A 15,077-nucleotide genomic window follows, 5' to 3' on the forward strand; every position below is an offset into this window, starting at 1 on the left:
TTTGTTATTTACAAATAATAACCAGAAGACTTCATTTAGATACTTTAGATGGACTATCCAAGAAGTAACTATAGGGAAGTTAATCAGTATTTCTTTTTTATCTGGTTTATTTGTGAGCATTCTATTAAATACTAATATCACTAGTTATAAAGAAAATAATGTCGAGCAAATAGAAGAGAATTATGAACCTTTAGATAATGAAGAATATCCAAGATCTAATGTGGAGATGCCACCACAAAGGGATATTAGAGATGCGCAACCAACAATATCCGTTAATTACAGAGTAGTCAAAAATACGGAGGAAAATAATTTTAAAAAAGATCTCAATTATTCAAATCCTGATAATAAAGATGACTGGGATAATGTTGATAGTGATTGGTAGAAAAATAAATTAATTAAAAATGTTTTTTTAATTTATAATGGTATAAATAATTTTTTTTATGGAAGAAAATTTAGACAAAAATAATGAACTCAAAAAAGAATCATCTGACAATACTACTAAATCAAACTCTAATGAAATAATGGAACCTAAATCAGAAAATGTTATCAAAATGGATATGAATAATGGTATTTCTGAAAGGAATTCTTCTTCTAAAGTTGTTATAAAAAATGAAATTGATACTCCCGACAAACCCATAACAAAACCAAAAAAAGAAATCCCAATAGAGAAAAAGCCTTTCCAAGAATTTATTAACACACATTTAATTCCTGAACTTATAGAAGAAATTAATCAAAGAGGTTTAGAAATAAACGAAATTAAACTTTCAAACACTAATAGACCTATTGCTGGAGATAAATGTTGGGTAATAAACTGTGAAATTAAAGATACATGTAACTTTTGGTTATCCTTTGAGAAGGATGACATTAGTTCATTAAAAAGTATTTCTTTATCAAAACCTAATCAAAATCCCAGTATTATTGAATCTTTTCTTATCGACGAAAAAAGAATTACCCTAAAATTAATTATTTCAAGAGTATTGCAAAGATTAAATGGACAAAAATTAATAGGAGTTAATTAGAAAAACAATAACACCAAGTTAACTTTTCCCTCGAAAATACAAATCATAGTAAATAATAGTATTATTAACCGAATAAAAAATGGCTCAATCAACTGTTGAATCAAAAAATAAAAAAGATATTAATAACGGAAAGATACCAGCAAAAGAAACAATTTTGTCTCCAAGATTCTATACAACAGATTTTGAGGCCATGGAAAATATGGATTTATCAATAAACGAGGAGGAATTGGAAGCTATATGTGAGGAATTTAGGAAAGATTACAATAGACATCATTTTGTAAGAAATAGTGAATTTGAAGGGGCTGCAGATAAATTAGATCCTAAGACAAGAGAGCTTTTTGTTGATTTTCTCGAGGGAAGTTGTACTTCAGAATTCTCAGGTTTTTTACTTTATAAGGAACTTAGTAAGAGAATTAAAGTCAAAAACCCTCTACTTGCTGAATGTTTTGCTCATATGGCCAGAGATGAAGCAAGACATGCAGGTTTTTTAAATAAATCAATGAGTGACTTTGGACTTCAGTTAGATTTAGGTTTTTTAACAGCCAATAAAGATTACACTTATTTCCCTCCAAGAAGTATTTTTTACGCTACTTATTTATCCGAAAAAATAGGTTATTGGAGATACATAGCAATTTATAGGCATCTCGAAAAGAACCCTGATAGCAAAATTTTCCCACTATTTAATTACTTTGAAAATTGGTGTCAAGATGAAAATAGACATGGGGATTTCTTTGACGCATTAATGAAAGCACAGCCACGCACTGTTAAATCTTTAAGCCAAAAAATTACCATTGGCGGCTCTACTTTTACACACCCATTATTTGACTACTTCCATAGGTTTAGATATTTCTTGAATAATCTTCCATTAACATCAAAGTTATGGTCTAGGTTCTTTCTTTTAGCTGTATTTGCCACTATGTATGCAAGGGATTTGGGAATTAAAAAAGATTTCTACAGTTCTTTAGGTTTAGATGCCAGAGATTACGACCAGTTTGTTATTAATAAAACAAATGAAACTGCAGCTAGAGTTTTCCCTGTAGTAATGGACGTTTATGATAAATCTTTTTATGGAAGATTAGATAAAATAGTAGAGAATAATAAGGTTCTTTCCGATATTGCAAACAGTGATGGAAATAAAGTATCTAAAACTTTTAAAAAATTACCTAAATATTTATCAAACGGTTACCAGTTATTAAGACTATACTTATTAAAACCTCTTGATAGCAAAGATTTCCAACCTTCGATTAGATAATCTTTAATACAGAGAAGATTTATAAACTCATATGCTTTCGTCACAAATTAAATCAAATGAAATCGTTTTTGGTAGTTGCAATAAAGATTTATTAGAAGAAATTATTTTCTACGGCATTGGACTTGGTGCTGATTTTGTAGAAATATTTTTAGAGAATACTGACAACTCAAGCGTTTTAGCTGAAGAAGATTTTATTACAAATGTAAGTCCATCATTTGGAAGAGGTGCTGGCATTAGAATATTCAAGGGGGAAAAGGATGGATTTGTAAGTACAAATAATTTAACAAAGCAAGGCTTGATGAGATCGGTATCTCAGGCTATTGAGATGTTAGACATAACAGATAACAAGAGAGAAGTATTTAACGGTTTAAATGAACATAGGGACTATAGTTTATCCAAGAAAAAATGGATTAATGAAGTCCCATCTATTAATGAGATAAGTGAAAAACTACTAGTCAGCACAAAATCTTTAAAAAAAGATAACAAAATAATAACTAGAAAAGGAAGTTACTCGAGAAATCTTCAAGAAGTAATTATAGCCTCCAGCGACGGAACCTATGTTTCAGATATTAGATTGCATCAAACAGTTGGACTCAATGTAATTGCAAGTGATGCCCAATATAGATCTAGTGGAAGTAGAAGATTTGGATCGTCAGGAATGCCTAATGAATTTAGATTATGGGATCACGAAAAAGCAGCTAATGATGTGTTTGAAAGTTCAATGAACATGTTGTACGCAGATTATGTTGATGCAGGGCAAATGCCTGTTGTATTAGCTAATAAATTTGGTGGCGTTATATTCCATGAAGCCTGCGGTCATTTACTTGAAACTACTCAAATAGAGAGAGGAACAACACCATTTGAGAATAAATTGAATGAAAAAATTGCACATGAATCTGTAACAGCAATAGATGAAGGAATATCAGAAGGATCCTTCGGTTCATTATCAGTAGATGATGAAGGTATGGAACCCGAAAAATCAGTTCTTATAAAAGATGGAATTTTAAAAAAATTCATATCAGACAGGGCAGGTGAATTAAGAACTGGCCATAAAAGAACAGGAAGTGGAAGAAGACAAAATTATTCTTTTGCTGCAGCTTCAAGAATGAGAAATACTTATATAGCTAAAGGTGAGCACTCGAAAGAGGATTTAATCAATAGTATTAGTGATGGTCTTTACTGCAAATCAATGGGTGGTGGCAGTGTAGGTGCTACAGGACAATTTAATTTTGCGGTAGAAGAAGGTTATCTTATTAAAAATGGAAAATTAACTAGTCCAGTAAAGGGGGCAACATTGATCGGTGAGGCTAAAGAAGTTATGCCTAAAATATCAATGTGCGGAAATGACCTTGAATTAGCACCTGGATTCTGTGGTTCCATTAGTGGAAGTGTCAACGTAACTGTTGGCCAACCTCATATTAAGGTTGATTCAATCACTGTTGGCGGAAGATAGGATATGAATTCAAGAGAAATCACAACTCAAATCTCCAAAGCTGCAGATTTCCTAAATCTTAAAAAATGGGATTATGGAGCAAGCTTTTCTAATGATTATTCTGTGCAAGTAGATAAAGGAGAGGCTAAACAACTTAAGGCATCACAAAAGCAAATTTTAACTATAAGAGTTTGGAATCAATCTAATCTGGTTGGTATTACTACAACAAGTGATATTAGTGAATCTGGTATTAAAAAGGCTCTTAAGCAGGCAAATATAGCTTCTGATTTCGGCAATAAGAATGAAACTACAGAATTTTCACCACTAGCGAAGGATCCTATTAAAGTTAAGGATTTTAAAAAAAGAAATCCTGTTGGAATAAAAAAATTACTTACACTTTTAAGAGGAGCGGAAGTAAAACTAATAGAAAGTCATGAATCCATAAAATCTGTTCCATATAATGGTTTATCTGAGAGTTTCTTTGAGAGAGTTTATGCAAATAGTGAGGGTGCCTTTCGAAGTTATTCCAAAAGTCAAGCAGCACTATATTTATATGCAAGAGCAGAAGAGAAAAATAAGAAGCCTCGTAGTTCAGGTTCTGTAAAACTTGGATATGGAGCTGATGATATAGATATAGAGTCGTGTATTAAAGAGGCTTCAAATAAAACAATTTCTCATTTAAATTATTCAACTATTAAAACTGATAAATATTTAATATGTTTTTCCCCAGAGGCTTTTTTAACTATCATTAACGCCTTTAGCTCAATGTTTAATGCTAGAAGCATCATAGATGGAGTGAGCTTATCTAATAAAAATTCAATCGGAGAGAAACTATCTACAGAAGCACTTAATATTTATGATGATGGCCTTCACGAAAAGAATATTTCTTCAACACCATTTGATGGAGAAGGAACACCAACCAAAAGACTATGTCTAATTAATAAAGGGAGAATTGAAAATTTTATACATTCTGAATCAACTGCAAGAATATTTAAAACAACTCCCACTGGCCACGCTGGACTAGGATCAAAAGTCTCAGTATCTCCTGATTGGATCGTAGTTGAAAAATCAGAAGAAAACTTTGATCTAAAAACATCACTAGATCACTCTACTTATGAGGGAGAATTTGTTTATATCGAAGAGTTAAATGCAATCCATGCAGGTGTCAGAGCAAGTCAAGGTTCATTTTCTCTTCCATTTGATGGATGGCTCTACAAAAACGGTAAAAAAATCTCTATAGAATCTGCCACCGTAGCAGGGGATATCAAATATCTTTTGAAAAATATAGTAAATATTGAATCAAGCCAGGAGGTAACAACAAGTGGAATTTCTCCACATATATGGGTAGATGAATTATCAATAACTGGTGACGCGTGAGAATTATATTTTGGGGAACACCTGAATATTCAATTTCGAGTCTTGATATTTTAATTAAATCTAAGCACGAGGTAATTGCAGTAGTTAGCCAACCTGATAAGAAAAGATCTAGGGGAAATAAATTAATATCCTCCCCCATCAAAAACATTGCTGAGCAAGAATCTATAAAAATTTATACTCCAGAAAAAATCAAGGGCAATATAGATTTTATAAATGAACTTAAATCACTTTCTTGTGATTTATTTATTGTTATAGCTTACGGGAAAATTTTACCCAAAGAGATATTGGAAATCCCCAAATATGGTTGTTGGAACGCACATGCTTCATTACTTCCAAGATGGCGTGGTGCTGCCCCAATCCAATGGTCCCTAATAAAAGGAGATGAATTTACTGGTGTAGGAATTATGAAAATGAATGAGGGACTAGATACTGGCGATATATTGTTGGAAGAAAAAATTAAAATCGATAATAACGATAATTTAAATACACTATCTGAAAAACTTAGTATTTTATCGGCAAAATTATTTTTAAATGCTACATCTTTAATCGAAGAAAATATTAATAAAAAAACTACTTCCAAATTAACAAAACAAAATACCCTTGGAAGAGAGATTACTTACGCAAGAATGATTGAAAAATCAGATTTTAAAGTGGTTTGGAGTAATGAGGCATTTAAAATTTCTCAAAAAATTAAAGCACTATACCCAAAAGCAAATACAACTTTTAGAGGTAAGAACCTAAAAATAATTAAAATCAAAGTTTTGAGTAGTGATGAAATAAAAAATGAAAAATACCTTAAAATGAGAAACTATTCAAAACCAGGAATTATTCTTTCTGTCTTAGAAAATGAAGGAATAATAATTTCAACTAAAACTGATCCGATTATTTTATTAGAAGCAAAACTTGAAGGCAAAAACATATCTAGCAAAAATCAATTGATACAACAGTTAAAACCTACAGTAGGTGAATATTTCTCAGATTAAGCTTTAGATTCTTTTTTAGAGAATCCCCAAATGAAAGCAAAAAGAATCAAAATATAAAAATAATAGTCTGGAAGAATGGACTCTTTTATTAACGTATTTAGTAAAAGCTTAATCCCAACAATCAAAATCGCAACGTAACCGGCTGTTTCCAATCTAGAAAATATATCCAGAAGTTTTAAAAAAATCCCAGATGTAAATCTTAATGCTAATACACCAATTACTGCTCCAAATATAATTAATATGTATTGATCGCTAATTGCTACTGCAGTAGTAATACTGTCTATAGAAAATGCAAAATCAGTAATTGAAAGAAGTGCTACAACTCTTAAGAACCTAAGATTATTTTTTTTATTATCTGTTCCACTTTCAGCATTTTCTATATCTGAATTTAAAAAAACATTAGAAAAGAATAAGTATATTAAATAAAAACCAGCAAAAACTCTAATAAGAATATACTTGAGAAGAACGTTAGATAATATGATGAGAATAATTCTAAATAATAAAGATATTGTTATACCAATATTTAAGGCTCTTGACCTTAATTCTGAACTGTCGAGGGATTTAGTAAGAGAAGCTAGTGCGACAGCATTATCAGCCGACAATAATAATTCTAGAGCAATTAATATTGGTAAAAGTGTGAAGATTTCGTACCAGCTATCTACCTGATCTAGTGTTGGTATAAAAGAATTTATTGCGGCCGAATCCATCAAATATTGTTCACAATCAGTATAAAATCTAATATAATAGATCGGATATTTGTAATCAAGATTGATAACTATTAATGAGTTTAAATACTTTAGTTGATTATATTTCTAACTCACAAATTACTTCTGAATTAATAAAAAGAATTTCAAAAAATAATGAATTAAATATTGTTGGCTCAAGTAGATATGCTAAATCAATAATTTTAGATAGCATCGCAAAAAAAGAGAAAAAAAATATAGTATTAATATGTCCTAATATAGAAATTGCATACAAATGGATTGGTTATTTTGAAAGTATAAATGAGAAAGAAGTTTTATATTATCCTCCAACAGAACATCTACCATATGCATCAATTAATAAATCCAAAGAGATTGAATTTAGTCAGCTTACTGTTTTATCCAAATTAATAAAAAAAGAAAAAAAGCAACTTAATATTGTTATATCAACAGAGAGATCACTACAGCCTCATCTAATAAATAAAAACTTATTAATTGAAAACAAGTTAGATTTAAAAAAAGGATTTCAAATCGAGATTCAAGAATTAGCAAATAAACTTACTTTGTTGGGTTATACAAAGGAAAATGTAACTTCAACAGAAGGATTCTGGAGTAGGAGAGGGGAAATAATAGATATTTATCCTGTCAATAATGAGTTTCCTGTAAGATTAGAATTTTTTGATAATGTAATTGAGAAAATAAGAGAATATGATCCCAATTCACAGAAAACATTAGAAAGTATCAATAATGTTGAAATAATACAGGCTGGATTTGATTTATTAATAAAAGATAAGTTAAATAATTTATCTAAAAACAGTATTTTTAATTCAGAAGATATAAATAAAAATAATCTCGATCGCTATTTAGGAATAATTGAAAAACAACCCTCAAATATAATAGATTTTATAAATAGGGAAACAATTCTTGTAATTGATGAATTAGAAGATTGTAAAAAATTTGCAAATAATTGGTATCTTGATTCAGAAAGTAGTTTTGATAATTGTAAGTATGAATTAAATGAGAACCTTAAAAATAATGACATTAATTTAGAGGCCAAACCTAATTTGCATTTAAAGTTTGATGAAATATTAGATAAACTAGGAAATTTTAATTTAATAAAATTTTATGAATTTGAATCTAAAGTAAATATTGATAATAGGTTTTTGTTAAACGATAAAAGATTAAACTCATACTCTAAAAATATAGGGAAATTATCCAATGATATAAATAAAAATATAAAAAATAATGAAAAAGTATGGATATTATCAGCACAGCCATTGAGAACTAGGACTTTACTTTTTGAGCACGAATGTAATACAAATTTCTTAAACAATCCTAATGATACTGATGAAGCATTTAAGTCAATTAATAGTTCAACCCCTTTAATTTTAAAAAATAAGAATAATTATGAAATCGAGGGATTTTATCTTCCGATATGGAAAGTTGTCCTGATAACAGATAAAGAATTATTTTCACAACAATCTCTTTTTAATAATGTATTCATAAGAAGAAAAAAAAGAAGTGTCAATTCAAATATAAATGTAAATAAGATTAGTCCTGGTGATTTTATAGTTCATAAAAATCATGGAATAGGAAGATTTTTAAAAATAGAAAAAATAAATATAACTGGTGATTCCAGAGATTATTTAGTCATTCAGTATCAAGATGGGAAGATAAGTGTTGCTGCTGATCAGCTTGGTAGTGTTAACAGATATAGATCAAGCGGAAAAATAAAGCCAAAAATAAATAAATTAGGAGGGACAGAATGGGAAAGAATAAAAGATAAAAATAAGAAACAAATCAAAAAAGTTGCTGTCGATATTTTAAAACTTTATGCAAAGAGAGAAAAATTAAGGGGGTACATTTACCCAGAAGATGGTCCTTGGCAAGATGAATTAGAGGAATCATTCCCTTATCAACCAACACCTGATCAAATTACTGCCGTAGAAGAAATAAAAGCTGATATGGAAAGCGATAAGCCAATGGACAGACTAGTTTGTGGAGATGTAGGATTTGGTAAAACAGAAGTCGCTGTTCGGGCTATTTTTAAGGCTATTACATCAGGCAAACAGGTAATATTACTAGCGCCTACAACAATCCTAGCTCAGCAACATTGGAGAACAATAAATAATAGATTTTCACCTTACCCAATAAAAGTATCATTACTCAATAGATTCAAAACCGTTAATGAAAGAAAGGAAATCTATGCAGGTTTGAAAAATAACAAAATTGATTTAGTTGTAGCAACGCACCAAATTTTAGGTAAAGAAATAGAAATTAAAAACTTAGGACTACTTGTGATTGATGAAGAACAAAGATTTGGAGTGAGGCAAAAAGAAAAAATTAAAAAACTCAAAAACAACATAGACGTTTTAACTATCTCAGCAACTCCAATTCCAAGAACTCTTTATATGAGCTTATCTGGACTAAGACAAATGAGCCTACTAAATACTCCTCCTCCATCAAGAAGATCAATAAAAACATATTTATCTGAAATAGATATGGATGTTATAAGAACTGCAATTAATCAAGAACTTGATAGAGGAGGTCAAATCTTTTATGTTCTTCCAAGAATTTCTGATATTGATCAAGCTGTAAACAAATTAAAAAATATGTTTCCCAGCTTAAAATTTATTGTTGCACATGGGCAAATGAACGAAACAGAGCTTGAAAATGCAATGATTGCTTTTAATAATGGAGAAGTTGATCTAATGATATGCACAACGATAATTGAAAGTGGATTAGACATCCCTAAAGTGAATACAATAATTATTGAAGATTCTCACAAATTTGGCCTTTCACAACTTTATCAACTTAGAGGAAGAGTTGGCAGAAGCGGTGTACAAGCACATGCATGGTTGTTTTATCCAAATATAAATAAAATTAATGACGCTGCAAAACAAAGATTGAAAGCGATAAAAGACTTTTCAGAACTAGGAAGTGGATACCAACTTGCTATGAAAGATATGGAAATAAGAGGTGTTGGTAGTTTGCTAGGAGAAGAGCAGAGTGGAAAGGTTAATGCTATTGGATATGATTTATATATAGAAATGCTCCATGAGGCTATTTCAGAAATCAGTGGCCAAGAAATACCTGAAGTTAGCGATACTCAAATTGATCTACCAATAAATGCATTTATACCTGCATCATGGATATTAAACAGAGAAGAGAAGCTTGAGGCTTACAAATCCGCTACCGAATGTTCAAATAATGATGAATTAACTGAATTAGCCACAGACTGGGTTAATAGATATGGAAACTTACCCAAAGCTGTTGAGTCTTTAATTATGATAATGAGACTAAAATTACTGGCTAAAAAATGTGGTTTTAATAAGATCAAACTCAAAAAACCAAATATTTTAATAGAGTCAAAATTAAAACAATCAACTTTTAAGATGCTGCGAAATTCTTTACCAAGCAGCGTTCAAAATAAATTTAATTTTGATGAGGGAGAGCAATTTTCACTTATAACCATAAGAGGTTTAGGAGTGACTGAAATTGAAAATCAAATTGATCAATTAATGTTTTGGTTTGGTTTATTTGTAAAAGAAATAAATAATTTTGATAAAGATCTACTAATCAAAAAAGAATAAATCATTAAATATTTATTTAATATCCGCGAAAGAGTAAATTTTCAGTTAAATTGTTAAAAATTTGATACTTAAATGGGCGAATATATAGATATAGGAATTCAAACTTCGATTTTACCCTTATCATTAATTATTTCATCAATTTTAATTGGTGCTTACGCTTTATTTGGAATCGAGACAGAAAATGATGACGATGATTCAGATTCAGGTAGTGGAGGCCTAATGCAACCGATCTGATATTATTTATAATTGACTTGTTTTTCCCTTTTTTTTGTAATTCTAAATAACCTATAAAAAGATCCTATTAATAAAATTAAAGTTATAAGCGCTAAAATAAAAATAAGGATCACTAAAAAAATCTCATAAATATTTGAAAATAGATCAATAATTAGTAGAAAAGATTTATTAAAGTTATTCGGTAGATTTTGTAGTAGCAAATTTTTATTAGGTATTAAATAATTTATATAAATTAAAAAAAGACTCAAAATAAACATAAAAGCAGCCTCGATAAATAGCCTCTTCTTGGATTTTCTTCTTAAACTTAATTTTTTTTTAAAAATATATTTATTAGAGTTCATATTTAAGCTGGGTATTTGTAAATCTGTCATACATCAAGGCTCAAAGAATAATTAATTAATTATTCAGAAAAGAAATTACCCTATGTTATCGTGTTTGTATTTAGGATGCTAATCGGCCTTTATTTAGGATTTATTAATTCATTTTTTTCTATATCTTCAACAGGATTATAAAAATATATAAAAGTGGAGGAGAATAGTATTAAAGAGCAAATTGAAATAATAGGCGGCATAATAAAATTAAAAAATTTAAGTTTATTACTTAAACCAAATCTTGCTTTTTTAGGAATATTATTAGATCCAGTTTTTTTTATTATTACATTTGATGATTCATTTAACTGATCAAAACAATTAATGGTGTCTGACAATAATGAATTACCAATCTTTAAAGTTAATGGTTTTACATTTGGTTTAGAGCTCTTAAGAACAATATTATGGGTGTGGAGATTGTCAGCCTTTATATCAATTAATTTAGACTCATATATTGGAGTTTCGTTTTTGATTAGAAGATTTGAATAAATATAAAATGCATTCATAATAGGTCTTAAATGTTCAACTTTTCCTTCAATGAGTGGTTGATCAGTCATGGATAACTTCCATTGTGAGATTATTGAAATTTGATCTTTATTTTCATTATTTGAATAATCTGGCAAACCGATTACTTCAAGATTCACCGAAGATTGATTAAATGAAAATTTGTTTTGCATCATATTAAAGATCGAATAAAAAATTCTTCAACTTTTGATAACCTTGATTTGAAATACTAAGGGATAAGGTGAGCAAAGACTTTATAATAATTTCATCATTTTCAGTTTGATTTAAAAGTTTTTTCACTCTTATACTATCTATATTAAATCTCTCTTTTATCAAATCAATAAATCTCCTATTAAAATCATTCCAAACAAGAGAATTCATTTCAAGATTTTCTTTAGATTTAAGTATTTCTCTGATATAAGGATATAAATATCTAGACATTTCAACAGTTATTTTAACTAACGCATCGAATTCATCTTGTTTAATATTGTTATTAATATAAGATTTTCTTAATGGATTATTATTTCTTAATTTCCAAATAGTAACTTTATTTGGAAAAACATTATTTAAATTAAGTCTATTTGATATAGCATAAAGGGATTGTAAACCATTCAAATCAATAGTCTCTAGGATTAATAATAATAAATCAAGCTTCTCTATCGATTGCCTTGATACCTGATTTCCTTTAGTTAAAAGAGTAATTTTTCTTGGTTCAAATATAAGACAATTATAACAGTACTATCTTTCCGATTTTTGAAATAAAAATGAATATAACTTATCAAGTTCTTCAATAGTTAGCATTCCATAACTCCATAATAATATTGGTAATGGAGTATTATTTTTTATAGATAATTTTATACCAAGTTCAATAGTAGATTCATCTAAACCTAATACATTAAATAAATAAATTATCATTTCTTTAGATACATAATTATTCATGAATTTTATTTAATACTTGAGTAAATGAGAGATTTAGTCATTTGATTTAGGACTAATTTTCTTGTAAAACTAAATTTATTTAAAAGTAAAAATGAAAATTTCCTAATTGGAAATAAAAAAACGTTTCTATTAGCAAAAATTGATATCAATGAGTCAGTAATAAGAATAGTGAAGATAATATCTAAAATCCTGTTTGAAAAATACTTAAATTTAAATAATATCAATTGCATTTTAGTAATAGCAGTATTTTTATTAAAAAGATCATAAATAGTGTTAACATCTCTCCAACAAGTATTTAGACCCTGCCCACCAACAGGATGAAATGTATGAAATGCATCTCCTACAAAAACTAATTTTTTAAAATTTAAAACTGGTAAATTTAATGATAATGAAACAGGAAAAATATTAAATTCGCCAATTATTTGGTCCAACTTAAATTCAACTGGCAAGATCGTTGATAAATTATCCATTAAAAAATTCTTGTCAGAATTTAACCTTGCAATTGCCTTTAATGTACTGGAGGTCCAAATTACTTGATATAAGTTTTTTTCTAAAGGTAATAATGCTAGTGGGCCTTCATTTCTAAAAATTTCATAAGCACGCTTTTCGCAATGACCTCTAAGAGAAACTTTAAAAGTCAAACAAGACTGATTATAAGATTTTTTTATATCAAAAAAATCTAAGAATTTTTTATCAAGTGAGTTTGCTCCTGTTGAAAAGAATTGATAATCAAATAATATTTTTTTACGTAACAATCTCTGTGGTGTCATAAAAAAAATATTTTCATAATTATCAATCTCTTGAAAAAACACATTCATGAGATCCGAATGTTTAACTACCCAACCAATATTTTCAGCAGAACTTATATCATCATCTAAGTCAGAAGTTGATAAATTGGTAAAAGCATTAATTACGTTATCTGAAATTGAAAGGGTATCAAAGCCAAATAAAAATGGTTCTAATTTTTCCCAAAGTCTGAATTTAGATAAGATTTTTCTTGTTGAGTGGGTAATTGCATAAGTTTTATCCTTATCAATTAATCTATCTTTTGTTAATAAATCAGTTAAAAAAATATTGCAATCAAATTTTGAAAGTGCAATTGAAAGTAATAAACCTGTGGGTCCTGATCCAACAATTTTAAAATTGAATTTATTTTTCATCGAATTATATAAGCATCAACTATTTATTCAAATAAATATAGCAAATTTCTTCAAATGCTGGTCTCAATAAATAGGGGTATTCACCAACCCACAAGTTGATTTCAGGAAGCCAAGCATCGGTCAAATAAAAATCTCTGTCAAAATTACGGTTATCAGATGTTATTAAACATCTAATACTCGAACCCACCCTAATTTGACTATGCTTATTTTCCATAGGAAAACTTAGTTTTTCCAAATAACCATCTTCATCTTCTAATTCAAGTACTAACCAAGTCCTTTTGTTTTCGATAACTTCTAATCGACCTTGCCTATTAGATTGTTCTCTTGAACTTTCAATCTTTTCTGTTTTATAGATATCTGATACATAGCCATCAAATAAAGAAAAAAATTTATATTTTCTTAATTGCAAATTTTTTCTACTTGATTCAAGAATTGGGCCCCAGATAATATATAAAAAGAAACCTACACATAGGAATAACCAGAAATTATTAGTTTGATCTCCAGTCGAACTAATAATTAATGAGATAAATCCACCAATTGAAGAAACTATTACTCTTTGAAGAATTTTTCTTGGATTCCCCAACGCGTACTTAAATTGACTTCCTGTACCAACTGCAGGAATAAGTTTTGAAATTTGACTTGAATTAATTGGAATTAACATTTTAAAAAATCAATTTTTCAAGTCCGTAAACTAAAGTTTCATAATTACCAATTTTTTTTATAACCTGTAAAACTCCAGGCATATATGCCTTTCTATCAATAGTGTCATGCTTAATTGTGTAAGTTTCACCTGGAGATCCCATAATTACTAACTGATGAGCGAGTAATCCTGGTAATCGTACAGAATGTATGTTAATGCCTGAATCTCTGAGTCCACCCCGTACACTTTTCAATGACTCAGACTCTTTTACTAAATTTTGATTAAATTTCTTTGGATATTCTTCAATCATTTCTGCGGTTTTTATACATGTCCCACTAGGAGAATCAGCTTTTTGATTATGATGCATCTCTATTAATTCAATATTGTCATAAAACCTTGCAGCTACCGATGCCGCCTGCTGAAGAAGAACTATACCTACTGAAAAATTAGGAATTATTGCACAACCAACCGATGCTTTCTGAGCAAAAACAGACAAATCTTGTATTTGCGAAGGGCTAAGACCTGTAGTCCCTACTACTGGTGAGACACCATATGCAATAGCTGATCTGGTATTTTCATATACAGAATCAGGATGAGTAAAATCAACCATAACAGGTTTGATTTTTTCATTTCTATAATTTTGACTAACAGAACATAAAGTTCCTTCAAAATCATTTGAAACAAAAACATCACAATTTTTTACCTTCAATAATTCAGAAATATTTGAGCCATTATTCTTTTCGTTTGTGTCGATTGCTGCAACAAGTTCACAATCTGTAGAATTTAATACAGTATTAACTACTTCGCTACCCATTCTGCCTAAAGCTCCAGATACTAGTACTGGTATTGGTTTTTTAGAGTTTTCAATCATTTTT

Annotated in this window: 15 protein-coding genes; 8 read left to right on the plus strand and 7 right to left on the minus strand. The window is 29.1% G+C overall.

From position 1 onward, the window contains the following. Position 1 precedes the first annotated feature (1 nt). The 6 genes from EU91_RS03995 to fmt all read left to right on the plus strand — a co-directional run bounded on the left by EU91_RS03995 (position 2) and on the right by fmt (position 6,063). Positions 2 to 382 (plus strand): hypothetical protein, encoded by a 381-nt coding sequence (locus EU91_RS03995; RefSeq protein ID WP_342503431.1) that lies wholly within the window; start codon positions 2 to 4, stop codon positions 380 to 382. A gap of 58 nt (positions 383 to 440) precedes the next feature. Continuing rightward, positions 441 to 1,019, plus strand: coding sequence for a DUF2996 domain-containing protein (locus EU91_RS03990; protein WP_032524477.1), 579 nt, complete (start codon positions 441 to 443; stop codon positions 1,017 to 1,019). A gap of 79 nt (positions 1,020 to 1,098) precedes the next feature. Then, the gene (gene acsF / locus EU91_RS03985) at positions 1,099 to 2,271 is read left to right on the plus strand and encodes a magnesium-protoporphyrin IX monomethyl ester (oxidative) cyclase (protein ID WP_032524478.1); all 1,173 of its coding nucleotides are present in this window, start codon (positions 1,099 to 1,101) and stop codon (positions 2,269 to 2,271) included. A 31-nt stretch (positions 2,272 to 2,302) separates the two neighbouring features. Then, the gene (locus EU91_RS03980; protein WP_032524479.1) at positions 2,303 to 3,724 is read left to right on the plus strand and encodes a TldD/PmbA family protein; all 1,422 of its coding nucleotides are present in this window, start codon (positions 2,303 to 2,305) and stop codon (positions 3,722 to 3,724) included. Positions 3,725 to 3,727: 3 nt separating this feature from the next. Then, complete coding sequence (locus EU91_RS03975) at positions 3,728 to 5,080, plus strand: TldD/PmbA family protein (RefSeq protein WP_032524480.1); 1,353 nt, start codon at positions 3,728 to 3,730, stop codon at positions 5,078 to 5,080. Continuing rightward, positions 5,077 to 6,063, plus strand: a complete 987-nt coding sequence (fmt, locus tag EU91_RS0108605) for a methionyl-tRNA formyltransferase (RefSeq protein WP_032524481.1) — start codon at positions 5,077 to 5,079, stop codon at positions 6,061 to 6,063. The genes EU91_RS03975 and fmt overlap by 4 nt, the downstream gene beginning before the upstream one ends. On the opposite strand, the gene EU91_RS0108610 is transcribed toward fmt, so the two are convergent. Further along, complete coding sequence (locus EU91_RS0108610) at positions 6,060 to 6,770, minus strand: TerC family protein (RefSeq protein ID WP_032524482.1); 711 nt, start codon at positions 6,768 to 6,770, stop codon at positions 6,060 to 6,062. The genes fmt and EU91_RS0108610 overlap by 4 nt on opposite strands. Positions 6,771 to 6,844: 74 nt before the next feature. Between EU91_RS0108610 and mfd the strand changes: the two genes are divergently transcribed. Continuing rightward, the gene (mfd, locus tag EU91_RS0108615; protein WP_032524483.1) at positions 6,845 to 10,357 is read left to right on the plus strand and encodes a transcription-repair coupling factor; all 3,513 of its coding nucleotides are present in this window, start codon (positions 6,845 to 6,847) and stop codon (positions 10,355 to 10,357) included. 72 nt (positions 10,358 to 10,429) lie between these two features. Further along, positions 10,430 to 10,591, plus strand: coding sequence for a hypothetical protein (locus EU91_RS09385; protein WP_193741611.1), 162 nt, complete (start codon positions 10,430 to 10,432; stop codon positions 10,589 to 10,591). 460 nt (positions 10,592 to 11,051) lie between these two features. On the opposite strand, the gene EU91_RS03965 is transcribed toward EU91_RS09385, so the two are convergent. From EU91_RS03965 to dapB, 6 genes are read right to left on the minus strand one after another with little or no spacing between them, the layout of a single operon-like run. Next, positions 11,052 to 11,639 (minus strand): DUF4335 domain-containing protein, encoded by a 588-nt coding sequence (locus EU91_RS03965; RefSeq protein WP_193741612.1) that lies wholly within the window; start codon positions 11,637 to 11,639, stop codon positions 11,052 to 11,054. A 1-nt stretch (position 11,640) separates the two neighbouring features. Beyond that, positions 11,641 to 12,183: a DUF3038 domain-containing protein gene (locus EU91_RS09055; RefSeq protein ID WP_342503433.1), complete on the minus strand. Its 543-nt coding sequence runs from the start codon at positions 12,181 to 12,183 to the stop codon at positions 11,641 to 11,643. An 18-nt stretch (positions 12,184 to 12,201) separates the two neighbouring features. Further along, a complete protein-coding gene (locus EU91_RS03960; protein WP_032524485.1) occupies positions 12,202 to 12,402 on the minus strand; it encodes a DUF2949 domain-containing protein in 201 nt (66 codons plus the stop codon). 5 nt (positions 12,403 to 12,407) lie between these two features. Next, positions 12,408 to 13,562: an FAD-dependent monooxygenase gene (locus tag EU91_RS03955; protein ID WP_032524486.1), complete on the minus strand. Its 1,155-nt coding sequence runs from the start codon at positions 13,560 to 13,562 to the stop codon at positions 12,408 to 12,410. A 19-nt stretch (positions 13,563 to 13,581) separates the two neighbouring features. Next, the gene (locus EU91_RS03950) at positions 13,582 to 14,223 is read right to left on the minus strand and encodes a hypothetical protein (protein ID WP_032524487.1); all 642 of its coding nucleotides are present in this window, start codon (positions 14,221 to 14,223) and stop codon (positions 13,582 to 13,584) included. Position 14,224: 1 nt separating this feature from the next. Further along, positions 14,225 to 15,073, minus strand: coding sequence for a 4-hydroxy-tetrahydrodipicolinate reductase (gene dapB / locus EU91_RS03945; RefSeq protein WP_032524489.1), 849 nt, complete (start codon positions 15,071 to 15,073; stop codon positions 14,225 to 14,227). Between the last annotated feature and the right edge of the window lie 4 nt (positions 15,074 to 15,077).

Origin of the sequence: Prochlorococcus marinus str. GP2, from assembly GCF_000759885.1 — a bacterium.
In the GTDB taxonomy this organism is placed as follows: Bacteria; Cyanobacteriota; Cyanobacteriia; order PCC-6307; family Cyanobiaceae; genus Prochlorococcus_A; species Prochlorococcus_A marinus_J.